The sequence below is a fragment of the Pseudomonas sp. LBUM1655 genome (assembly GCF_059716085.1).
This window is the reverse complement of record NZ_CP166801.1, coordinates 5,117,640-5,139,981: the sequence shown is the minus strand read 5'-3', so window position 1 is coordinate 5,139,981 and position 22,342 is coordinate 5,117,640. Positions and strand designations below refer to the sequence as shown.

Genomic DNA, 22,342 nt, shown 5'->3' with positions numbered 1-22,342 from the left:
GAGTGTCTCTGATCGCTTCTGACCACTTCCGCATCGTTGTCGGCCTCGGCAAGAGCGGCATGTCCCTGGTTCGCTTCCTGGCGAACCGAGGCACGTCGTTTGCTGTGGCTGACACGCGGGAAAATCCACCGGAACTGGCCACGCTCAAGCGTGACTATCCGCACGTGGAAGTGCGTTGTGGCGAGCTGGACGTCGAATTCCTGTGCCGTGCCGACGAGCTCTACGTGAGCCCCGGTCTGGCGCTGGCGACCCCGGCCCTGCAAGCCGCCGCGGCCCGTGGCGTGAAACTGTCCGGTGACATCGAGCTGTTCGCGCGTAACGCGCAGGCGCCGATCGTGGCCATCAGCGGTTCCAACGCGAAAAGCACCGTCACCACGCTGGTTGGCGAGATGGCGGCTGCGGCCGGCAAGCGCGTGGCGGTGGGCGGCAACCTCGGTACGCCGGCGCTGGATCTGCTCAGTGACGATGTCGAGCTGTACGTGATGGAACTGTCGAGCTTCCAGCTGGAAACCACCGACCAGCTCAACGCCGAAGTGGCGACCGTGCTGAACATCAGCGAAGACCACATGGATCGCTACAGCGGGCTGCCGGCTTATCACTTGGCCAAGCACCGGATCTTCCGTGGCGCGAAGCAGTTCGTGGTCAACCGTCAGGACGCGCTGACCCGTCCGCTGATGGGTGAGGGCCAGCCATGCTGGACCTTCGGCCTGAGCAAACCTGATTTCAAGGCATTCGGTATTCGTGAAGAAGACGGCGAGAAGTATCTGGCTTTCGAATTCCAGAACCTGATGCCGGTGCGCGAATTGAAAATTCGTGGCGCCCACAACCAGTCCAACGCCTTGGCGGCGCTGGCGCTCGGCCATGCGGTCGGTCTGCCATTCGACGCCATGCTTTCGGCCCTGCGCACATTCGCCGGCCTCGAACATCGCTGCCAGTGGGTGCGTGATCTGGACGGCGTCGCTTATTACAACGACTCCAAAGCCACCAACGTTGGTGCCGCACTGGCGGCCATCGAAGGCTTGGGTGCGGACATCGACGGCAAGGTCATTCTGATCGCCGGCGGTGACGGCAAGGGCGCCGAGTTCAATGATCTGCGTGATCCGGTGGCGGCCAACTGCCGCGCCGTGATCCTGATGGGCCGCGACTCGGACAAGATCGGTGACGCCATCGGCGATGCCGTGCCACTGATTCGCGCCACCTCGCTGGTTGAAGCCGTTGAGCAATGTCGCGCCGCCGCGCAATCGGGCGATGTGGTGCTGTTGTCGCCGGCCTGCGCCAGTTTCGACATGTTCAAGAATTACGAAGACCGTGGTCACCAGTTCGTCCGCGCCGTGGAGGAACTGGCATGAGCCTGCTCAACATCATCAAGCCGTATCCGTCGCCGATCATCACCGGGCGCGGGATCGACCTCGACTTCCCGATGCTTGCCGGTTGCCTGGCGTTGTTGGGGCTGGGCCTGATCATGATCGCCTCGGCATCGACCGAAGTCGCGGCAGCGCAGTCGGGCAGTCCGCTGTATTACATGATCCGTCACCTTATTTATGTGGTGCTGGGGCTGGGCGCGTGCATCGTCACCATGATGATTCCGATCGCCACCTGGCAGCGCCTCGGCTGGTTGATGCTGCTGGGTGCCTTTGGCTTGCTGGTGATGGTGATCATCCCGGGCATTGGCCGAGAGGTGAACGGTTCGATGCGCTGGATCGGTTTCAGCTTCTTCAACGTTCAGCCATCCGAAATCGCCAAAGTGTTCGTGGTGATCTACCTCGCCGGTTACCTGGTGCGGCGCCAGAAAGAAGTGCGCGAAAGCTGGATGGGCTTCTTCAAGCCATTCATCGTGCTGCTGCCGATGGCCGGCCTGTTGCTGATGGAGCCGGACTTCGGTGCCACCGTCGTCATGATGGGCGCTGCGGCAGCGATGCTGTTCCTCGGCGGGGTCGGCTTGTTCCGCTTCTCGCTGATGGTGGTGCTGGCGGTCGGGGCCGTGGTCTTGCTGATTCAAATGCAGCCGTACCGGATGGCGCGTCTGACCAACTTCGCCGACCCGTGGGCCGACCAGTTCGGTGCCGGTTACCAGTTGTCGCAAGCCTTGATCGCGTTCGGTCGCGGTGAGTGGCTGGGCGTGGGTCTGGGCAACAGCGTGCAGAAGCAGTTCTACCTGCCGGAAGCACACACCGACTTCGTGTTCTCGGTGCTGGCCGAAGAGCTCGGCGCAGTCGGTTCGCTGTGCACCGTGGCGCTGTTCGTGTTCGTGTGTATTCGCGGCATGTACATCGGCTTGTGGGCCGAGAAAGCCAAACAGTTTTTTGCCGCTTATGTGGCTTACGGCTTGTCGTTCCTGTGGATCGGTCAGTTCCTGATCAACATCGGTGTGAACGTCGGCCTGCTGCCAACCAAAGGTCTGACCTTGCCGTTCCTCAGTTACGGCGGCAGTTCGTTGGTGATTTGCTGTGCCTGTCTCGGCTTGTTGCTGAGGATCGAGTGGGAGAGTCGAACCCACCTGGGCAGCGAAGAGATGGAATTCCATGAGAGCGACTTCGCCGAGGAGCCGAATCATGGGCGCTAACGTATTGATCATGGCCGGCGGAACCGGCGGCCACGTGTTCCCGGCGCTGGCCTGTGCCCGCGAGTTTCAGGCGCGCGGCTACACCGTGCACTGGCTCGGCACGCCACGCGGGATCGAGAACGAACTGGTCCCGGCCGCTGGGCTGGAACTGCATCGCATCAACGCCAGCGGGTTGCGCGGCAAGGGCAAGCTGTCGCTGCTCAAGGCGCCGTTCATGCTGCTCAAATCGGTGTGGCAGGCGCGTGCGATCATTCGTCGGCTGCGTCCGGTGTGTGTGGTTGGCTTCGGTGGTTATGTGACTGGCCCCGGTGGCCTCGCCGCGAAACTGGCCGGTGTGCCGGTGATTGTTCACGAGCAGAACGCTGTCGCCGGCACCGCCAATCGGTTGCTGGTGCCGTTCGCCGCCCGGGTGTGTGAAGCATTCCCCGACACCTTTACTCTGTCGGACAGCCGCCGTACCACCGGAAACCCGGTGCGCAGCGAGCTGTTCCTCGACACATCGCGACCTGCTCTGGCCGGTCGCAAAGCGCGTTTGCTGATCCTTGGCGGAAGCCTGGGCGCAGAACCGTTGAACAAGTTGCTGCCTGAAGCCCTGGCCCAAGTCGCTGCCGATTTGCGTCCAGAGGTGTTTCATCAGGCCGGCAAAAACCACGATGAAGTGACTGCAGAGCGCTACCGCGCCGCCGGCGTGGACGCGCAGGTGCAGCCGTTCATCAAAGACATGGCCCAGGCCTATGGCTGGGCTGACCTGGTGGTGTGCCGCGCAGGCGCGTTGACCATCAGTGAGCTGGCTGCCGCCGGTCTGCCCTCGATGCTGGTGCCTTTGCCCCACGCGATCGACGATCACCAGACCCGCAACGCCGATTATTTGGCCCGTGAAGGCGCTGCCTTCCTGATGCCGCAAAGAACGACTGGTGCCGCGGACCTTGCCGCGCGCCTGACAGAGGTCTTGATGCAACCGCAACGACTCGAAGAAATGGCCCAAGCGGCCCGCCGTCTGGCGAAACCCGATGCCACCCGTAGCGTGGTCGATACCTGTCTGGAGGTGGCCCATGGTTGAGAATCAGAAAGCCATGCCGCAACCGGAAATGCGCCGCATCCGTCGCATCCACTTCGTCGGCATCGGCGGCGTGGGCATGTGCGGCATTGCCGAAGTGTTGTTGAACCTGGGCTATGAAGTGTCCGGTTCCGACCTGAAAGCATCGCCGGTGACCGAGCGTCTGGAATCGTTCGGCGCGAAAATCTATATCGGCCACCGCGCCGAGAACGCCGCTGCTGCCGATGTGTTGGTGGTGTCGAGCGCCGTCAACACGTCCAACCCGGAAGTCGCGACCGCGCTGGAGCGCCGCATCCCGGTGGTGCCGCGTGCCGAAATGCTGGCCGAGCTGATGCGTTATCGCCACGGCATCGCCGTCGCCGGTACCCACGGCAAAACCACCACTACCAGCCTGATCGCTTCGGTGTTCGCTGCCGGTGGCCTCGATCCGACGTTCGTCATCGGTGGTCGTCTGAATGCCGCGGGCACCAATGCCCAGCTCGGCACCAGCCGTTACCTGATCGCCGAAGCCGACGAAAGCGACGCGAGCTTCCTGCATTTGCAACCTCTGGTGGCCGTGGTCACCAACATCGACGCCGACCACATGGCGACCTACGACGGTGACTTCAACAAACTGAAGAAAACCTTCGTCGAGTTCCTGCACAACCTGCCGTTCTACGGTTTGGCCGTGATGTGCCTGGACGATCCAGTGGTGCGCGAAATCCTGCCGCTGGTCAAACGTCCGACCGTGACTTACGGCTTCAGCGAAGACGCCGACGTGCGCGCAATCAACGTGCGCCAGCAAGGCATGCAGACGTTCTTCACTGTACTGCGTCCTGATCGCGAGCCGCTGGAAGTGTCGGTGAACATGCCCGGCAACCATAACGTGCTCAACTCTCTGGCGACCATCTGCATCGCCACCGACGAAGGCGTCAGTGATGAAGCCATCGTTCAGGGCCTGTCCGGGTTCCAGGGTGTCGGTCGACGCTTCCAGGTCTACGGCGAACTGCCGGTGGACGGCGGCCACGTGATGCTGGTCGACGACTACGGTCACCACCCGACCGAAGTCGCCGCCGTGATCAAAGCCGTGCGCGGTGGCTGGCCGGAGCGCCGTCTGGTGATGGTTTACCAGCCGCACCGTTACAGCCGCACTCGCGACCTGTACGACGACTTCGTCAATGTACTGGCCGACGCCAACGTGCTGCTGCTGATGGAAGTCTACCCGGCCGGCGAAGAACCGATCCCGGGCGCCGACAGCCGCAAGCTGTGCAACAGCATCCGTCAGCGCGGTCAGCTCGACCCGATCTACATCGAGCGTGGCGTCGATCTGGCGCCGCTGGTCAAGCCGCTGCTGCGTGCCGGCGACATCCTGCTGTGCCAGGGCGCCGGTGATATCGGCGGTCTCGCGCCGAAACTGTTGAAAAGTGAATTGTTCGCTGGCGCCGTGGCCGCGCCAGTCGAGGGGAAGTTGAAATGACTGCTGCCTACGCCAATCTGTTCTCCACTATCGCGCCGAAAGACTTCGGCCGTGTCGCCGTGCTTTTCGGTGGCCTGAGTGCCGAGCGTGAGGTTTCGTTGAAATCCGGTAACGCCGTGCTCGAGGCGCTGCAAAGCGCTGGCGTGGACGCGTTCGGCATCGACGTCGGCGCAGACTTTCTGCAGCGTCTGCTCAGCGAGAAAATCGACCACGCCTTCATCATTCTCCACGGTCGCGGCGGCGAAGACGGCTCCATGCAGGGCCTGCTCGAATGCGCGGGCATCCCGTACACCGGCAGCGGCATCCTCGCTTCGGCACTGGCAATGGACAAACTGCGCACCAAGCAGGTCTGGCACAGCCTGGGGATTCCGACGCCGCGTCACGCCGTGCTGTGCAGCGAAGCCGATTGTATTTCGGCAGCGACGGAACTGGGCTTCCCTTTGATCGTCAAACCGGCGCATGAAGGTTCAAGTATCGGGATGGCCAAAGTGAGTTCTGCGTCCGAGTTGATCGACGCATGGAAAGCGGCCAGTACCTACGATTCGCAAGTCTTGGTTGAGCAATGGATTCAAGGTCCGGAGTTCACCATCGCCACCCTGCGTGACCAGGTGTTGCCTCCAATCGCCCTGGGTACACCGCACACGTTCTACGACTACGACGCCAAGTACATCGCCAACGATACCCAGTACCGCATTCCGTGCGGGCTGGATGCCGCCAAGGAACAGGAACTCATGGATCTCACGGCCAAGGCCTGTGAGGCGCTGGGTATCGCCGGTTGGGGCAGGGCGGACGTGATGCAGGACGCCGACGGGCAGTTCTGGTTCCTGGAAGTGAACACCGCACCGGGCATGACCGATCACAGTCTGGTGCCGATGGCGGCCCGTGCCGCCGGTCTGGATTTCCAGCAACTGGTTCTGGCCATTCTGGCCGCCAGTGTTGAAGACGCTAGAGGTTAAGACGATGCAAGGCGCTCAGCTCAGACATCAGCCACCCGCACCCGGCCGCAAGCCGGTGCCGCGGGGTGCCAGCCGAATGGTGGCCAAAGAGCCGATGTCCGCGCGCCTGCCGAAAGCCAACTTCGGTTTTCTGAAAAGCCTGTTCTGGCCGGTGCTGCTGGTCGCGCTCGGGTTCGGTACTTACGAAGGCGCGCAGCGTTTGCTGCCTTACGCCGACCGGCCGATCACCAAGATCGCCGTGCAGGGCGACCTGAGCTACATCAGTCAGCAAGCGGTGCAGCAGCGAATCGCGCCTTTTGTGGCGGCGAGCTTCTTCACCATCGATCTGGCGAGCATGCGCAAGGAACTTGAGCAAATGCCCTGGATCGCCCACGCCGAAGTGCGTCGGGTCTGGCCGGATCAAGTGGTGATTCGCCTCGAAGAGCAACTGCCGGTGGCGCGTTGGGGTGACGAGTCTTTGCTGAACAACCAGGGCCAGGCGTTTACGCCCAGGGAACTGGCGAACTACGAACACCTGCCACAGCTGTTCGGCCCCCAACGGGCCCAGCAGCAAGTGATGCAGCAGTACCAGGTGCTGAGCCAGATGCTGCGCCCGTTGGGCTTCTCGATTGCACGCCTGGAATTGCGTGAACGCGGGAGCTGGTTCCTGACCACCGGTGCCGGCAGTTCCGGCCCCGGCATCGAGTTGCTGCTGGGACGCGGCAACCTGGTGGAAAAGATGCGCCGCTTCATCGCCATCTATGACAAGACGCTCAAAGAACAGATTACGAACATTGCGCGCATCGATCTGCGCTACGCCAACGGCCTCGCTGTTGGCTGGCGGGAACCAGTAGCGCCGACGACAGCCCAACCCGCTGTCGCAAAGAATTAAGAAGAGGCAGGACCCATGGCAAACGTGCAAAGCGGCAAAATGATCGTCGGTCTGGATATCGGCACCTCCAAGGTGGTGGCGCTGGTAGGCGAGGTCTCGGACGACGGCACGCTGGAAATCGTCGGTATCGGTACACATCCGTCCCGCGGCCTGAAAAAAGGCGTGGTGGTGAATATCGAGTCCACCGTGCAATCGATCCAGCGCGCGATCGAAGAAGCCCAACTGATGGCGGGCTGCCGCATTCACTCGGCGTTCGTCGGCGTGGCGGGCAATCACATCCGCAGCCTGAACTCCCACGGTATCGTCGCGATTCGTGATCGCGAAGTCAGCTCGGCTGACCTTGAGCGTGTTCTCGACGCTGCCCAGGCAGTGGCGATCCCGGCTGACCAGCGCGTGCTGCACACCCTGCCGCAGGATTACGTGATCGATAACCAGGAAGGCGTTCGCGAACCTCTGGGCATGTCCGGCGTACGTCTGGAAGCCAAGGTTCACGTCGTCACCTGTGCCGTCAACGCTGCACAGAACATTGAAAAATGCGTGCGTCGCTGTGGCCTGGAAATCGACGACATCATTCTTGAGCAACTGGCCTCGGCCTACTCGGTCCTGACCGACGACGAGAAAGAACTGGGCGTGTGCCTGGTCGACATCGGCGGCGGCACCACCGACATCGCGATCTTCACCGAAGGCGCGATCCGTCACACCGCGGTGATCCCGATTGCCGGTGATCAAGTGACCAACGACATCGCCATGGCGTTGCGCACTCCGACCCAGTACGCCGAAGAGATCAAGATCCGTTACGCCTGCGCCCTGGCCAAACTGGCCGGTGCCGGCGAAACCATCAAGGTGCCGAGCGTTGGCGATCGTCCACCGCGCGAACTGTCGCGTCAGGCCCTGGCCGAAGTGGTCGAGCCGCGTTATGACGAACTGTTCACCCTGATCCAGGCCGAACTGCGTCGCAGCGGTTACGAAGACCTGATCCCGGCCGGCATCGTCCTGACCGGCGGTACGTCGAAGATGGAAGGCGCCACAGAACTCGCCGAAGAAATCTTCCACATGCCGGTACGCCTCGGTGTTCCGCACGGCGTGAAAGGCCTGGATGACGTGGTGCGCAACCCGATTTATTCCACTGGCGTTGGCTTGTTGATGTACGGCCTGCAAAAGCAGTCCGACGGAGTTTCGTTCTCCGGCATCGGCAGCCGCGACAGCTACAGCAGCGACGAGCCACAGGCCCCGCTGCTGGACCGATTGAAGAAGTGGGTTCAAGGCAACTTCTAAAGCTTTACCGCAACACCGCAACAAAACGCAGTAGGCGAAAAAACTAGAGAATGTAAGGAGAGGGAAAATGTTCGAACTCGTAGACAACATCCCCGCAAGCCCGGTAATCAAAGTTATCGGTGTTGGCGGTGGCGGCGGCAACGCTGTCAATCACATGGTCAAGAGCAACATCGAAGGCGTCGAATTCATCTGCGCCAACACTGATGCTCAAGCGCTGAAAAACATCGGCGCGCGTACCATCCTGCAACTGGGCACCGGCGTGACCAAAGGTCTCGGCGCTGGCGCCAACCCTGAAGTAGGTCGTCAGGCCGCTCTCGAAGACCGTGAGCGCATTGCCGAAGTCCTGCAGGGCACCAACATGGTGTTCATCACCACTGGCATGGGCGGCGGTACCGGTACCGGTGCTGCACCGATCATCGCCGAAGTGGCCAAGGAAATGGGCATCCTGACCGTTGCGGTCGTGACCCGTCCGTTCCCGTTCGAAGGCCGCAAGCGTATGCAGATCGCCGACGAAGGCATCCGCATGCTGTCCGAAAGCGTCGACTCGTTGATCACCATTCCTAACGAGAAGCTGCTGACCATCCTCGGTAAAGACGCCAGCCTCTTGTCGGCTTTCGCCAAGGCTGACGATGTACTGGCCGGTGCCGTTCGCGGTATCTCCGACATCATCAAGCGTCCGGGCATGATCAACGTCGACTTCGCCGACGTACGTACCGTGATGAGCGAAATGGGCATGGCGATGATGGGCACTGGCTGCGCCAGCGGTCCGAACCGTGCACGTGAAGCCACCGAAGCTGCCATTCGTAACCCGCTGCTGGAAGACGTGAACCTGCAAGGCGCACGCGGCATCCTGGTGAACATCACCGCCGGTCCTGACCTGTCCCTGGGTGAGTACTCCGACGTGGGTAGCATCATCGAAGCCTTCGCTTCCGAGCACGCCATGGTCAAGGTCGGTACCGTTATCGATCCGGACATGCGCGACGAACTGCACGTGACTGTGGTTGCCACCGGTCTGGGCGCGAAAATCGAGAAGCCTGTGAAGGTTATCGACAACACCGTTCACACTTCGATGGCTGCCTCTCAGGTGCAACAACCGGCTCCGTCCCGTCAGGAAGCGCCGGCGGTGAACTACCGTGATCTGGACCGTCCGACCGTCATGCGCAACCAGGCTCAGGCCGGTGCTGCGGCTGCCGCGAAGATGAATCCGCAAGATGATCTGGACTACCTGGACATCCCGGCATTCCTGCGTCGTCAGGCCGATTGATGGAATGTATCAGGGCTATGAAGGTGATTGGTGTTCAGCAAAGGCTCGGTCTGCTATTATCGCCAGCCTTTGTTGATACCAGTTCGCAATTTGCGCTGAAGCGGCCCAAGCCATGATTAAACAACGCACACTGAAAAATATTATCCGTGCCACAGGTGTAGGCCTGCACTCCGGTGAGAAGGTCTATCTGACCCTCAAGCCTGCGCCTGTCGACACTGGCATTGTGTTTTGTCGCGCTGACCTCGACCCTGTGGTGCAGATTCCTGCCCGCGCGGAAAACGTCGGTGAAACCACTATGTCGACGACGCTGATCAACGGCGACGTCAAAGTGGACACGGTAGAGCACTTGCTCTCGGCCATGGCTGGCCTGGGCATCGATAACGCCTACGTCGAGCTCTCCGCGTCCGAAGTCCCGATCATGGATGGCAGCGCTGGACCCTTCGTATTCCTGATTCAATCGGCTGGCCTGGAAGAACAGGACGCCGCCAAGAAATTCATCCGCATCCTGCGTGAAGTGACAGTGGAAGACGGCGACAAGCGCGCCACTTTCGTCCCTTTCGAAGGGTTCAAGGTGAGCTTCGAGATCGATTTCGATCACCCGGTATTCCGGGACCGCACCCAAAGTGCAAGCGTGGATTTTTCCAGCACTTCGTTCGTAAAAGAAGTCAGCCGCGCCCGTACTTTCGGTTTCATGAGTGACATCGAGTACCTGCGCAAGCACAACCTCGCACTCGGCGGCAGCGTTGAAAACGCAATCGTGGTCGATGCCGATGGTGTACTGAACGAAGACGGCCTTCGCTATGAAGACGAATTCGTGAAGCACAAGATCCTCGATGCCATTGGCGATCTGTACCTGCTGGGCAATAGCCTGATTGGTGAGTTCAAAGGCTTCAAGTCCGGTCATGCACTGAACAACCAGCTGCTGCGCAAGTTGATTGAGCAGACAGACGCTTGGGAAGTGGTGACGTTCGAAGACGCCAGCACCGCACCAATCTCTTACATGCGCCCTGTTGCGGCCGTGTAAGTAAAAAACCTCTCTAGTTTTTTGAAGGCCATCCTCGGATGGCCTTTTTTTATGCCTGTTGTTTTTGTATTGCTGACTTGGCGCCTTCGCCGCAGAACCTTCAGGAAGCAACTACCACCCGATTGCGGCCACCTTCCTTGGCCTGATACAACGCCTTGTCCGCCGCAAACAACAACTGCTCCAGCGTCATCTCACTGGCCGCTGTCCAGACACAAATACCGATACTCACCGTCATCGGCACCTGCGCTCCGTTGCGCCACGGCAATTGCTCCACCGCCTGACGAATATGCTCGGCAATCTGCTGCGCGCCCGCGCTGTCGGTCTCGGCCAGAATCACCGAAAACTCTTCGCCGCCATAGCGCGCCACCAGATCCGCCGGTCGTCGCACACTCGCTGTGATTACCTTGGCCAGCTCGCGCAACGCCTGATCGCCAGCCTGATGCCCATGGAGGTCATTGAAAGCCTTGAAGTGGTCGGCATCGATCATCATCACCGACAGCGGCTTGCCCGAACGTTGGGCGCGGAACCACTCGTGGCGCAGCGCCTGATCGAGCATCCGCCGGTTGGCTACCCCGGTCAGCGCATCGGTGGCCGCCAGTTGCGCCAGCTCGCGCTCGGCCCTGTGGCGCAAGCGCAGTTCCCGGGCCAGCAGCCACGTCAGCCACAGCAGACCGAGGCACAGTATGCCGGTGGCGCCGCTGATCAGTAACGCCGTGCGCCGCCAAGTGCCGAACACTTCATCGCCGGACAGTGCGACGATCACCGTCAACGGCAAATTGCCGACTCGCGAATAGGTATAGAGCCGCTGTTGGAAATCGATGCTCGAAACGCTGTTGAAACTGCCATTGCCGGTTGGGTCGCGCAGGATCCGCACCACATTGGGCCGATTGCCGAAGCTTTTGCCGATGGAGTCGCTTTGCAGGTACGGCTTCTGCGCCAGCAATACACCGTCGTTGTCGATGATGTTCAGCGTGCTGTTGTGGCCAATGTCGAGGCTGTTGAACAACTGGTCGAAGTAATCGAGCTTCAACGAAGCCACGGCCACGCCGACGAATTCCCCGGTTTCAGAGGAAATGCGTCGGCTGAAGCTGATGCGCCATTGATTGGCTTCATCGCAGTCGCAACGGGTCTTGAACGGGCGGCTGATAAACATGCCAGTGTCGCGGTTGAACGCATGGGCAAGGAAGTAATCGCGGTCGGCGAAGTTGCCGGGTTTGGGTTCGACGCGCGAAGAATCGGCAACCACATCGCCATGCTTGTCGAGCAACAGAATGTCGCCCTTGTAGCGGGCGGTGGTTGAACGGTCGAACAACGCCAGATGGCGGATCTGCGGCGTGACGTCGCGCAAGTCATCACGCTGCGAGGCGGCGATCAGGCCTTGCAGCGTCATGTCGTACAACTCGACGGTGCGCAGCACGTCGGCATCGATCAACTGAGCGATGGTCTTGGCACTGCGGGTGGCCGACTCCTGAGCGTTGGCGTGCTCACGAATCAATAGAAAAGTGACGATGCAGATAATCGCGATCACGGTCAGCAAGCTGCCACAAATCAGCAGCAGTTCGGGGCGTCCGGTTTTGCCCGAAGCGTGTGGGGTACGGCTCGCGATCATGATGGGGTTATCGGTTGGGAAGTCATATAAGCGTAGTTGCAGACACAAAAAGGCCAGCCTTCAGGCTGGCCTTTTTACTGTAGCGCCGATCTTAGAAGACGTTGATCGGGTAGTCGATGATTACGCGGTATTCATCTGTGTCTGAATCAATCGCGCCGTACCCGTTACCTCCACGGTTAGTGGCCCATTGCAGGCGCACTGCCAGATCTTTGGCCTGGCCACTTTGCACCACGTACTTGAGGTCGATGTCGCGTTCCCAGTGCTTGGCGTTGCGTCCATCGGCGCTGTACCAGTTGGAGTAGCCCTGGCTGTCCGGGTCCACTTTGGTCAGGTCAACCGTACCGCGCGAGTAGGACACCGCCGACGTCAGCCCCGGCACGCCGACACCGGCAAAGTCGTAGGCGTACTTGAGCTTCCACGAACGCTCGTTGGGGCCGTTGAAGTCCGAGTACTGCTGGGAGTTGTCGAGGTAAACGCTGTCGCCCTGGCTGATGTAGTCGAACGGCGTATTGCCGTTGACCCGCTGATACGCGGCAGTGACGCTGTGGCTGCCGATGCCGACGGTGAAATGCAGGCTGTAGGTGTTGTTGTCGATGTCGCCGAGCAGCGCATCGCCGGTGTCTTGGGTGTGATAAAAGTGCAGGCCAGGGTTGAGGCTGACCAGATCATTCACTTGCCAGGTGTAATCCAGATCGTAGTAGTACTGGTTCCAGATGTCCTTCAGCTCCGAGGCATAGAGGCTGCTGGTCAGGCCTTCAACGCCGCTCCAGGACACGCCGGCCCAGTTCAGGTGACGGCTATCGTCACCATCGGCCAGGGTGCCATACGAAGTACCGATGCGCGTGTGGCCGCTCTGGTTATAAGGCTTGGTGAAACTGGCCTGGCCGCCTTCAATCAACCAGCCATCGAAGCTGTGGTTGGTCAGGCTGACGCCACGAAACGTCTGCGGCAGCATGCGGCTGTCACCGCCGGCAATCACCGGGTTGGTAAGGAATAGATCTCCGGCCTTCAGTTCAGTGTCGAACGCACGCATTTTCAAGGTGCCGCCCGCTGTCGAGAACGACCCCGGCGCTTTACCGTTGCCATCGCTGATCGGCAGGATGCTGGAGCCGTCCGTGCCGCCACCGCCATCCAGTTTCAGCCCGAGCATGGCGTGGGCATCCATGCCGAAACCGACCGTGCCTTCGGTGTAACCCGACTGGAAGATGCCGAGAAAGCCCTGGCCCCACTCGATGTTGTCGTCCGCCTTCTGCAGGCGGTTGCGATTCATGTAGTAGTTGCGGGCGTTGAGGTTGAGGCTCGAGCCTTCGACAAAGCCTTCTGGCGCGGGTTCGTCGGCGTGAACGGCGGGGGCAATCGTTGCGGCAATTGCAATGAACAGCGGCGTGTAACGGACTGGGTAACGCACGTGCGGTAAAGCTCCTTGGGTCAACGGCACCTCAATGTCTTGAGGCGCTAGATGTTTCTTGTTGTAAAAGACGCACCAAACAGCTTTCAGACCACAACGAAAAAAGGCCGCTGAAAGGCAGCGGCCTGGAATGACGACGGTTGAACGGGAAGAGCCAAACAACTGCGTCGAGGGAAACGGTGCAGTGCGCGACTCAGCTGTCTTTCTCGGACGCTTGAGCCTGGGCGGCAGCAGCTTGAGGCGCCTGCGTCGCGTCTTTGGCCTTGGCCATCATTTCTGCCTGATGCTGATCGTACGCCTGGGCACGTGCGCTGTTTTGCGCGACGAACGCTTGGGATTCTTCAGCCATCGCCATGGGCGACAGGATCAATGAGGACAAAACGAAAGCGCTGGCAATACCCATACTGTTGGACATTCTGAAAACCTTCTTGCTTGGCAAGTGCTGTTTGGTGCGGGCAAAGATAAGGCGCATCACAGGCGGGAAAAAGAGGAAATCAAGATAAGGACTGTTGCCTTGGCGGCAACAGTCGAGAGAGCAATGGACTGACGTAATGGTCTTTCAATCGGTCAGGCGGATGTCGAAGGTTCCTTCGAAGTTCTCCTCATTCGGCCCTCCAACGGCCGCAGAAAACTGAAAGGATCCTACTGCGATGCGCGTGGCGTAATCAAAAGACGTGAATGTGAGAGAGCCGCTCGTTGCGCCGTATCGAGTTCTTTCACCCGCTGTCTGATGAAAATACGCAAGCTCAATGATCTTCGGGAAGCTGCCACCAATCGGTAGAGGTTTGCCCAGTTCGACGCCATTGTAGAAATCGATCTGGACTCCCCGAGAGCCTGCGCCTGGAGCGGGTGTCGATCCGTCAAGGGTAACCGCCTCTCTGGATCCTTCTCGGTAGGTAACGTCGGTGGTGCTGAAGGCGCCTTCATAGGCTTTCGTTGCTGTCAGGATGCCTTTGGACACACGCGTTTCTGATTCGGACATTGGGATGAACTCCTGTTCAGTATTGAGGATTTTCCTGCTGGGCAAGAAACCTCATATGAACCCTGAGTCCAAACGCTGTCTACTGTCAGAAATAACAGGTACAACAGATTTTTTGAGTAAATCGGATCAATGGTTGCGGCTTACTTGTGATCAAACCGGCAAATGAATTCCGAACGTATTCATTCCCCGATCACTCCTCACAAACACATCCCCACCATGCATCAGCGCAATCGCTTTCACGATCGCCAGCCCCAGCCCATGGTTGTTCCCACTGTTGCTGCGCGAAGCATCGACCCGATAAAAGCGCTCGAACAACCGTGGCAAATGCTCGCTGGCAATCGGCGAACCGGGGTTGGCTACACCAATGCTGACCTGATGCGCTTCCACCTCGATCCGCACCTCGATCACCTGACCCGCTTCAGTGTGCTGCACTGCGTTACTCAGCAGATTGATCAACGCCCGTCGCAAATGCGCGACCTCGATCTGCACCTGTGCATCGCCGCTGACCTGCACCTGAACCTGCGCGTCTTCGAGGATGAAATCCAGGTATTCAAGAGTCGTTGCCACCTCATCGGCCAACGACGTCGAAGTCAGTTTGGTGGCCTTGTTGCCCTGATCGGCACTGGCCAGAAACAGCATGTCGTTGATGATCGAACGCAGCCGCTCCAACTCTTCGAGATTGGATTGCAGCACTTCGAAGTAGTGCTCGGCCGAACGTCCGCGCGTCAGTGCTACCTGCGTCTGGCCAATCAGATTGGTCAGCGGCGAGCGCAGCTCATGGGCCACATCGGCGTTGAACGATTCCAGCCGCGAGTAAGCCTGTTCAACCCGTTCCAGCGTCGAGTTGAACGAGTCGACAAACTGCTCAAGTTCTGGTGGCAATGGCGAAAGACGCAAGCGCCCGGCCCGCAGCGGCGGTGCCAGGCGTTGCGCTTCATGGGACAGTTTGATCAGCGGTTTGAGGCCGATCCGCGCCACCCAATAGCCCAGTGCCGAGGCCATCAGCACACCGGCAATGGCCAGGCCGATCAAGGCGATCAGCAGGTTGTGCTGGGTCTCATGAAAGGTCTCGGTATTGATGCCGATCATAAAGCGCAGGGGCGGGCGCTGATCCTTGGCCGGCAGCTCGGTCAGCAGCACTTTCAACGGGTAAGGCTGGCCGGGTAACTTCAAGTCATGCATGCCCGTCGGGCCCTTGGCGAAGGCGCGGATCTCGGCATTCGGCTCGCCGAACTCATAACCCGGATTGCCGCTCACCACCCAGAAACGAATGCGTTTGTCTTCTTCGCTCAGCAGCTTGAGCTTGGCGTTGATCTTCACCCAATGCTCGGGCGTACCAAAACGGTTGAGGGCCGACTCCAGCACGCTGTAACGCGCGTCCAGTTCGGCTTCCGGCAACAGGCCCAAACCCTTGTCGACCTGCTGATACAGCGCGCCGCCGATCAACAGAAACACCACCAGTGCCACCAGCGTGAACATCCCGCTCAGGCGCAGGGCAATAGAATTACTGGACACCGCGGCTCTCCAGCACATAACCCATGCCACGGATGGTGTGCAGCAGTTTCTCGTCGAACGGCCCGTCGAGCTTGGCCCGCAGGCGTTTGATCGCGACTTCGACCACGTTGGCGTCGCTGTCGAAATTGATGTCCCAGACCATCTCGGCAATCGCGGTTTTCGACAGGATCTCGCCCTGACGCCGGGCCAGAACGCTAAGCAAGGAAAACTCTTTGGCCGTCAGATCCAGCCGCGTGCCGGCACGGGTAGCCTTGCGGCTGATCAAATCTATCCACAGGTCGGCGATGCTCACTTGCACCGGTTCATGGCCGCCGCTGCGTCGTGTCAGCGCTTGCAGGCGCGCGACCAGTTCAAGGAAGGAAAACGGTTTGCCGAGGTAATCGTCGGCGCCATCGCGCAGGCCCTTGATGCGGTCTTCAACGCGTTCGCGGGCGGTGAGCATGATCACCGGGGTCTGCTTGCGCGCACGCAATGCGCGCAACACGCCAAAGCCGTCGAGGCCCGGCAGCATGACGTCGAGGACGATCACCGCGTAGTCGCTTTCCAGCGCCAGGTGCAGGCCCTCGACGCCGTCGCGGGCCAGATCCACTGTGTAACCCTGTTCCGTCAGACCGCGGTGCAGATAATCCGCGGTTTTTTCCTCGTCTTCGATAATCAGAACGCGCATGACCCGCCTCAGTCTGTGGTCGCCAGTGCCGGTAAAGGCATGGGTTTGGGCCGATGAAATAGCCGCTCAAGCCACAAGTATATGACCGGCGTGGTAAACAGCGTCAGCATCTGGCTCACCAACAAACCGCCCACCACGGCGATCCCCAACGGCTGGCGCAGTTCGGCGCCGGTGCCGTAGCCGAGCATCAGCGGCAGCGCGCCGAGCAGGGCGGCGAGGGTGGTCATGATGATCGGCCGGAACCGCGTGATGCACGCCTCGAAAATCGCTTCCTGCGGCGTCAGCCCACGGTTGCGTTGGGCTTCGAGGGCGAAGTCGATCATCAGGATGCCGTTCTTCTTGACGATGCCGATCAGCAACACCAGGCCAATCAGCGCCATGATCGAAAAGTCCTGGCCGCAGATCCACAACATGATCACCGCTCCCAGGCCCGCCGCCGGCAGCGTCGAAATGATCGTCAGCGGATGCACGAAGCTCTCGTAGAGCACACCGAGAATGATGTACACCGCCACCAACGCCGCCAGAATCAGCCAAGGCTGACTGGCCAGCGAACTTTGGAATGCCTGCGCCGCACCCTGGAAATTGCCGCTGATCGCGGTCGGCATGCCGATCTCGGCCTTGGCTTGGTTGAGGAGAATCACCGCATCGCCCAACGCCACGCCGGGGGCGAGGTTGAACGACAGGTTGGCGGCCGGGAACATGCCGTCATGGGCAATCGACAACGGGCCGATGGTCGGCGCGTCGAACCTGGCCAGCGCCGACAGCGGCACCATTTCCCCGCTCAGCGGCGAGCGCAGGTAGAAATAGTTGAGGCTTTCGGCCTTGCCGCGCTGCTTGGTGTCCAGCTCCAGAATCACGTTGTACTGGTTGACCTGAGTCTGGAATTCATTGACTTGCCGTTGGCCGAAGGCGTCGTACAGCGCCTCATCGACGTCACTCGCAGTCAGGCCAAAACGCGCAGCGGCGCTGCGGTCGATGCTGATGTGAGTGATGCTGCCGCCCAATTGCAGATCGTTGGAAATATCGCGAAACGCCGGGATGCTGCGCAGTTTTTCCGTCAGGCGCTGGGTCCAGGTGGCGAGGGTCGCGCCGTCGTTGCTCTTGAGCACGTATTGATACTGCGCACGACTCGGGCCGGAGCTGAGGTTGATGTCCTGGCCGGCGCGCAGATAAAGCACGATGCCAGGGACTTTCATCAGTTGTGGGCGAATTCGGTCAATGAACTGGCTGGCGCTGACGTCGCGGTCACCGCGTTTTTTCAGGGCGATCCAGAAGCGACCGTTGGCAATGGTCTGGTTACTCCCGGACACACCCACCGAGTGGGAAAACGCCTGCACGGCCGGATCGGCGGCGACGATTTCGGCCATGGCCAAGTGTTTTTTCACCATGTCGCCGTAGGAAATATCCGCAGCGGCTTCGGTGGTGCCGAGGACAAAACCGGTGTCCTGTATCGGGAAGAACCCCTTGGGGATAAAGATGTAACCGGCGACGGCCAAAGCGAGGGACAAGCCAAACACGCCGATCATCAATTTCTGATGGGCGAGGGCGCGGCGCAGGCCTTTTTCGTACCAGCCGAGCAAGCGTTCGCTGAACCCCGGTTTATCGCTGGCGTGGTGCACCGGTTTGCGCATGAACAACGCCGCCAGCGTGGGTGCCAGCGTCAGCGAAACCACCACGGAAATCATGATGGTCGAGGTTGCCGTCAGGGCGAATTCCTTGAACAACCGCCCGACCACGCCACCCATAAACAGCAACGGAATAAACGCCGCCACCAGCGAGAAACTGATCGAGACCACAGTGAAGCCGATCTCGCCGGCGCCTTTTATCGCGGCCTCGCGCATGTCGTCGCCGGCCTCCAGATGCCGATGGATGTTCTCCACCACCACAATCGCATCGTCGACCACAAACCCCACGGCCACCACGATCGCCACCAGCGTCAGGTTGTTGAGGCTGAAGCCGAGGATGTACATCAACGCGAAACTGGCGATCAGCGACACACCGAGCACTGCAGAGACAATCAACGTCGCCGATAGCTGACGCAGGAACAGCGCCATCACCGCCACCACCAGCAGGATCGCGATCAGCAGCGTGATCTCGACCTCATGCAGCGAGGCGCGGATGGTCTGGGTGCGGTCGATCAGAACGTCGACCTGCACAGAGGCTGGCAGCATGGCTTCGAGGCCGGGCAGGGCGGCTTGAATTCGATCCACTGTCTCGACGATGTTGGCGCCCGGTTGGCGCGAAATGACCAGGTTTACCCCCGGTCGATCACCCGCCCATGCTTGCACATAATCATCTTCCGAACCGTTGATGACGTTGGCGACATCTCTTAGGTGAACCGGGGCGCCATCCTTGTAGGAAACAATGAGTTGGCGGTATTCCTCGGGCTGGAACAACTGATCGTTGGTCGACAGCGTGGAAATACTCGACTCGCCGTAAAGCGCTCCTTTTGCCAGATTGAGGCTGGTCTGTTGGATCGCCAGACGGATGTCGGCGAGGGTCAGGCCAATGGCCGCGAGTTTATCCGCCGAGGCCTGCACACGGATCGCCGGACGTTGCTGACCGGTGATGTTGATTTGGCCTACGCCGTCGATCTGACTGATCTGACGGGCCAGCAGGGTTTCCACCAGATCACTGAGTTCGGTGCCGGGCATCTGTGTCGAGCTGACACTGAGGATCAGCACCGGGCTGTCCGCCGGGTTGACCTTCCTCCAGGTCGGCAGCGTCGGCATGTCCTTGGGTAGCTTGCCGGCGGCGGTGTTGATCGCCGCTTGTACTTCCTGGGCGGCCGTGTCGATGCTCTTGTCGAGGCTGAATTGCAGGGTCAGCAGGGTTGAGCCCAGGGCACTACTTGAGGTCATCTGGGTCATGCCAGGGATGGCGCTGAATTGCACCTCCAGTGGCGTGGCCACGGACGAGGCCATGGTGTCGGGACTGGCACCGGGCAATTTCGCGGACACCTGAATCGTAGGAAATTCCGCTTCCGGCAGTGGGGCAATCGGCAAGCGCGGGAAGGCAATAATGCCGACCAGCACCAAAGCGATGGTCAGCAGAATCGTCGCCACCGGGTGATCAATGCACCACGTCGAAATCCCTTTGTGTTCCTTCATGGTTTAGGCCCTGCTTGCACCACCTGCGGCGGCTCACTCATCACTTGCACAGTCGAACCGGATTTGAGCCGCGACTGGCCGTCAGTGACCAGCACGTCACCGGCCTTCACGCCTTTGATAATGTCCTGACCGCTGCCCTGATAAACCATCTGCACCTGTACGGCTTCGACCTTGTCGCCGTTCACGCGATAGACGAAGTGTTGATCGAGGCCGCGTTGTACGACGGTGGGCGGGACGACCAGCGCATCTTTCTCCAGAGCCGTCTGAATTTTTACCGTCACCAGCAGGCCCGGCCAGAGTTTCTGGCTGGCGTTGTCGAATTCGGCCTTGGCGCGGATGGTGCCGGTGTTGGCGTTGATCTGGTTGTCGATCAGGGTCAGATGACCTTCGCCGAGCAGATTGCCGGTTTCGCCATCGGTGTCGGCACCGATGTAGGCCTTGACCTGCGCGTGCTGCGGATCGTTGATCAGGCCTTGCAGGGTGGGGAGCATTTGCTGGGGCAGGGCAAATTCCACGGCGATCGGGTCGATCTGGGTCACGGTGAACAGTCCCTGGGTGTCGGTCATGCGCAGGAAGTTGCCTTCGTCGACTGTGCGAATCCCGACGCGGCCGGTGACCGGGGAGCGAATCTGCGTGTAGGAAAGTTGTACCTGCGCGGCGTCGATCGAGGCCTGGTTGCCCTGGGCGGTGGCTTTGAGCTGGTTGACCAGGGCTTGTTGCTGGTCGTAGGTCTGTTTGGAGACGCCGTCGTCGACGCTGAGCAGTTTGTAGCGTTTGAGGTTGACCAGGGCGACTTGCAGTTGGGCCTGGCTTTCGCCCAGTTGCGCGCGGGTCTGGTCGAGGCTGGCGCGGATTGAGCGGTCGTCGATGGTGGCGAGCAGGTCGCCGGTTTTGACCAGTTGGCCTTCTTTGACGAGGATTTTGGTGAGGGTGCCGTCGATCTGCGGGCGTACGACCACGCTGTGTAATGAAAGGACTGAGCCGATGCCGCTGGTGTAGCGGGGGACGTCTTTTTCGCTGACGGTTATGACTCGTACCGGGATGGCGGTTGGGGTGGCGAGTTTGGTCGGGGCCGGTTTCAGGGCGTACCACAGGCCTGCGGCTACCAAGGCGATCAGTAGGGTGGCTAGCAGGGCTTTGTGTTTTTGGATTCGCATGCTTTGGGGCGCCAAGGGTATGGAGTTTGGGCAGGTTGGGTATTTATAAACTTGTTTGGGGGTCAGGAGGGTGACCGGAAACTGACGGCGCTGTCAGTTTGGTGGGGGTTTTGGGGTTGGGTGAATATCCGTTGCTGCGGGTGTTGCTGATTATGGTTCCGCCCTTACGGCGGGTCACTTTTTCCAGACGCCGAAAAAGTAACCAAAAAGGCTTTGCCCTGACGTTCGGCCCTCGCTGTGGCTCGGGTTCCTTCGCTCCGGAATTGATCCGGGCGCATCGCTTCCGGTTTGCTTCGCTGCACCTCCTTTCGATGTGTTCGACTTCGTCGAACGGTCGCTGCGCTCCCACACCCGGATCAATCCCTCCGCTCAGCCTGCCGACGGGCTCTGAGATCAAGATCAAGAGCTTTACTCGAGCTAACGCTCATTGTTGAGTGGGGCGGCATTCGCCGCATGCGGGTTGTACCTGTCTCCTCTGTAGGAGCTGCCGCAGGCTGCGATCTTTTTATCTGGCTTTTGCTTTCTGTGGGAGCTGGCTTGCCAGCGATGAGGCCCACACAGTCACCCGATTACTTTGCTGTGTTTAGAGGTGTATGAAATCACCAGAACCTTCCCACAAGGTTTTCAGGTTGTCCGTCGGACGTGCGCTCTCTAGTCTTTGGCTGTCGCTGACAACTCAGCGATCGGGAGTGAGATCCCCGGATAGCTTGCAACTGACGCCAACACAACGATAATTGGCGCCAACTCAATCTGCTGCCTGCGTTATGGCGGCTGTGTGCGGGCAGACTTCGGTCTGGCCGGTTGCCTGCTTCGGTGGATCTCACCCTGCACATAGCTGCCACCCATTCGCCGCGTGAGATCCGGCGAACGATGGCTTCCGCTCAAGCATCAGCAGGAGTTGTATTTTGGACAAACTAGTACCGGATCCACCAAACGAAACATCCACCCCCCTCGCCGACGCCATCCGCGCCGAAGACCGCATCAAAAACCACGAGGCCATAAAACGCGCCCTCGATTTCTACCTTTGTCCCGAACCCTCGAAACCACGAAGACCCAGCACCATGTTCATGGTCTGTCCCAACATCGACACCGAAAGTCTGCTCGCCCACGCCTGTGAGTCGTTGGCGTCCGCCAGTGCGGCGACCAGTAATTTCGCCAATGAGCTAAGCGGTTTGCAGCGCAACACGGTGCTCGGCATTCAGCAGATCATCATGCTGGCCGAACTGGCAGTGAATCGGGCGCTGGATCGGGTTGATCCGCAGACCTGAGTCCGCGTTATCGTTCTTCGCCAGCAGGCTGGCTCCCACGGGAATACGCATTCCAATTGAGGGAGCAGCCTGCTGGCGATGACGAACAGCTGTGACAGTTTCAACCTGTGAACCACCCCGCAAACTCACCACCGGTCATTCCCGAATCGGGATCCTTCTT

Annotated in this window: 18 protein-coding genes; 10 read left to right on the top strand and 8 right to left on the bottom strand. The window is 60.1% G+C overall.

Annotated elements, in window-relative coordinates; translation table 11 throughout:
* Positions 1 to 2: 2 nt before the first annotated feature.
* The 9 genes from murD to lpxC all read left to right on the top strand — a co-directional run bounded on the left by murD (position 3) and on the right by lpxC (position 10,466).
* Positions 3 to 1,349 carry a UDP-N-acetylmuramoyl-L-alanine--D-glutamate ligase gene (gene murD, locus ACA074_RS22960; RefSeq protein WP_497677868.1) on the top strand — a complete coding sequence of 449 codons (1,347 nt, stop codon included), beginning with the start codon at positions 3 to 5 and terminating at the stop codon, positions 1,347 to 1,349.
* Positions 1,346 to 2,563: a putative lipid II flippase FtsW gene (gene ftsW / locus ACA074_RS22955; RefSeq protein ID WP_370872556.1), complete on the top strand. Its 1,218-nt coding sequence runs from the start codon at positions 1,346 to 1,348 to the stop codon at positions 2,561 to 2,563. Before murD ends, ftsW begins: the two co-directional genes overlap by 4 nt.
* A complete protein-coding gene (gene murG, locus ACA074_RS22950; RefSeq protein ID WP_187677999.1) occupies positions 2,553 to 3,623 on the top strand; it encodes an undecaprenyldiphospho-muramoylpentapeptide beta-N-acetylglucosaminyltransferase in 1,071 nt (356 codons plus the stop codon). The genes ftsW and murG overlap by 11 nt, the downstream gene beginning before the upstream one ends.
* Positions 3,616 to 5,076 carry a UDP-N-acetylmuramate--L-alanine ligase gene (murC, locus tag ACA074_RS22945; RefSeq protein WP_497677867.1) on the top strand — a complete coding sequence of 487 codons (1,461 nt, stop codon included), beginning with the start codon at positions 3,616 to 3,618 and terminating at the stop codon, positions 5,074 to 5,076. Before murG ends, murC begins: the two co-directional genes overlap by 8 nt.
* Positions 5,073 to 6,032 carry a D-alanine--D-alanine ligase gene (locus ACA074_RS22940; protein WP_497677866.1) on the top strand — a complete coding sequence of 320 codons (960 nt, stop codon included), beginning with the start codon at positions 5,073 to 5,075 and terminating at the stop codon, positions 6,030 to 6,032. Before murC ends, ACA074_RS22940 begins: the two co-directional genes overlap by 4 nt.
* A gap of 4 nt (positions 6,033 to 6,036) precedes the next feature.
* The gene (locus ACA074_RS22935; protein ID WP_187677996.1) at positions 6,037 to 6,903 is read left to right on the top strand and encodes a cell division protein FtsQ/DivIB; all 867 of its coding nucleotides are present in this window, start codon (positions 6,037 to 6,039) and stop codon (positions 6,901 to 6,903) included.
* A 15-nt stretch (positions 6,904 to 6,918) separates the two neighbouring features.
* Positions 6,919 to 8,178, top strand: coding sequence for a cell division protein FtsA (ftsA, locus tag ACA074_RS22930; RefSeq protein WP_187677995.1), 1,260 nt, complete (start codon positions 6,919 to 6,921; stop codon positions 8,176 to 8,178).
* 67 nt (positions 8,179 to 8,245) lie between these two features.
* Positions 8,246 to 9,442: a cell division protein FtsZ gene (gene ftsZ / locus ACA074_RS22925; protein ID WP_187677994.1), complete on the top strand. Its 1,197-nt coding sequence runs from the start codon at positions 8,246 to 8,248 to the stop codon at positions 9,440 to 9,442.
* Positions 9,443 to 9,554: 112 nt separating this feature from the next.
* Positions 9,555 to 10,466, top strand: a complete 912-nt coding sequence (gene lpxC / locus ACA074_RS22920; RefSeq protein WP_007916984.1) for a UDP-3-O-acyl-N-acetylglucosamine deacetylase — start codon at positions 9,555 to 9,557, stop codon at positions 10,464 to 10,466.
* A gap of 100 nt (positions 10,467 to 10,566) precedes the next feature.
* Here lpxC and ACA074_RS22915 read toward each other — a convergent pair whose 3' ends face one another.
* The 8 genes from ACA074_RS22915 to ACA074_RS22880 all read right to left on the bottom strand — a co-directional run bounded on the left by ACA074_RS22915 (position 10,567) and on the right by ACA074_RS22880 (position 20,914).
* Positions 10,567 to 12,075 carry a sensor domain-containing diguanylate cyclase gene (locus tag ACA074_RS22915; protein WP_497677865.1) on the bottom strand — a complete coding sequence of 503 codons (1,509 nt, stop codon included), beginning with the start codon at positions 12,073 to 12,075 and terminating at the stop codon, positions 10,567 to 10,569.
* A 91-nt stretch (positions 12,076 to 12,166) separates the two neighbouring features.
* Positions 12,167 to 13,483 carry an OprD family porin gene (locus ACA074_RS22910; protein ID WP_401271841.1) on the bottom strand — a complete coding sequence of 439 codons (1,317 nt, stop codon included), beginning with the start codon at positions 13,481 to 13,483 and terminating at the stop codon, positions 12,167 to 12,169.
* Between the two features lie 193 nt (positions 13,484 to 13,676).
* Complete coding sequence (locus ACA074_RS22905) at positions 13,677 to 13,898, bottom strand: hypothetical protein (protein WP_187677991.1); 222 nt, start codon at positions 13,896 to 13,898, stop codon at positions 13,677 to 13,679.
* 144 nt (positions 13,899 to 14,042) lie between these two features.
* Positions 14,043 to 14,465, bottom strand: a complete 423-nt coding sequence (locus ACA074_RS22900; RefSeq protein ID WP_497677864.1) for a hypothetical protein — start codon at positions 14,463 to 14,465, stop codon at positions 14,043 to 14,045.
* 150 nt (positions 14,466 to 14,615) lie between these two features.
* Positions 14,616 to 15,980, bottom strand: a complete 1,365-nt coding sequence (locus ACA074_RS22895) for a heavy metal sensor histidine kinase (protein WP_497677863.1) — start codon at positions 15,978 to 15,980, stop codon at positions 14,616 to 14,618.
* Positions 15,970 to 16,647, bottom strand: a complete 678-nt coding sequence (locus ACA074_RS22890) for a heavy metal response regulator transcription factor (RefSeq protein WP_007916978.1) — start codon at positions 16,645 to 16,647, stop codon at positions 15,970 to 15,972. The genes ACA074_RS22895 and ACA074_RS22890 overlap by 11 nt, the downstream gene beginning before the upstream one ends.
* 8 nt (positions 16,648 to 16,655) lie before the next feature.
* Positions 16,656 to 19,757: a multidrug efflux RND transporter permease subunit gene (locus ACA074_RS22885; protein WP_497677862.1), complete on the bottom strand. Its 3,102-nt coding sequence runs from the start codon at positions 19,755 to 19,757 to the stop codon at positions 16,656 to 16,658.
* Positions 19,754 to 20,914, bottom strand: coding sequence for an efflux RND transporter periplasmic adaptor subunit (locus ACA074_RS22880; RefSeq protein ID WP_497677861.1), 1,161 nt, complete (start codon positions 20,912 to 20,914; stop codon positions 19,754 to 19,756). Before ACA074_RS22880 ends, ACA074_RS22885 begins: the two co-directional genes overlap by 4 nt.
* 905 nt (positions 20,915 to 21,819) lie before the next feature.
* On the opposite strand from ACA074_RS22880, the gene ACA074_RS22875 reads away from it, so the two are divergent.
* A complete protein-coding gene (locus tag ACA074_RS22875; RefSeq protein WP_497677860.1) occupies positions 21,820 to 22,182 on the top strand; it encodes a DUF6124 family protein in 363 nt (120 codons plus the stop codon).
* Positions 22,183 to 22,342: the final 160 nt, after the last annotated feature.

Bases quoted from the DNA above. Each gene is read 5' to 3' on its own strand.
- lpxC (WP_007916984.1), top strand. From the start codon at position 9,555: ATGATTAAACAACGCACACTGAAAAATATTATCCGTGCCACAGGTGTA.
- ACA074_RS22900 (WP_497677864.1), bottom strand. From the start codon at position 14,465: ATGTCCGAATCAGAAACGCGTGTGTCCAAAGGCATCCTGACAGCAACG.
- ftsZ (WP_187677994.1), top strand. From the start codon at position 8,246: ATGTTCGAACTCGTAGACAACATCCCCGCAAGCCCGGTAATCAAAGTT.
- ACA074_RS22915 (WP_497677865.1), bottom strand. From the start codon at position 12,075: ATGATCGCGAGCCGTACCCCACACGCTTCGGGCAAAACCGGACGCCCC.
- murC (WP_497677867.1), top strand. From the start codon at position 3,616: ATGGTTGAGAATCAGAAAGCCATGCCGCAACCGGAAATGCGCCGCATC.
- murG (WP_187677999.1), top strand. From the start codon at position 2,553: ATGGGCGCTAACGTATTGATCATGGCCGGCGGAACCGGCGGCCACGTG.
- ACA074_RS22880 (WP_497677861.1), bottom strand. From the start codon at position 20,914: ATGCGAATCCAAAAACACAAAGCCCTGCTAGCCACCCTACTGATCGCC.
- ACA074_RS22890 (WP_007916978.1), bottom strand. From the start codon at position 16,647: ATGCGCGTTCTGATTATCGAAGACGAGGAAAAAACCGCGGATTATCTG.
- ACA074_RS22940 (WP_497677866.1), top strand. From the start codon at position 5,073: ATGACTGCTGCCTACGCCAATCTGTTCTCCACTATCGCGCCGAAAGAC.
- ACA074_RS22935 (WP_187677996.1), top strand. From the start codon at position 6,037: ATGCAAGGCGCTCAGCTCAGACATCAGCCACCCGCACCCGGCCGCAAG.
- ftsA (WP_187677995.1), top strand. From the start codon at position 6,919: ATGGCAAACGTGCAAAGCGGCAAAATGATCGTCGGTCTGGATATCGGC.
- ftsW (WP_370872556.1), top strand. From the start codon at position 1,346: ATGAGCCTGCTCAACATCATCAAGCCGTATCCGTCGCCGATCATCACC.
- ACA074_RS22885 (WP_497677862.1), bottom strand. From the start codon at position 19,757: ATGAAGGAACACAAAGGGATTTCGACGTGGTGCATTGATCACCCGGTG.
- ACA074_RS22905 (WP_187677991.1), bottom strand. From the start codon at position 13,898: ATGTCCAACAGTATGGGTATTGCCAGCGCTTTCGTTTTGTCCTCATTG.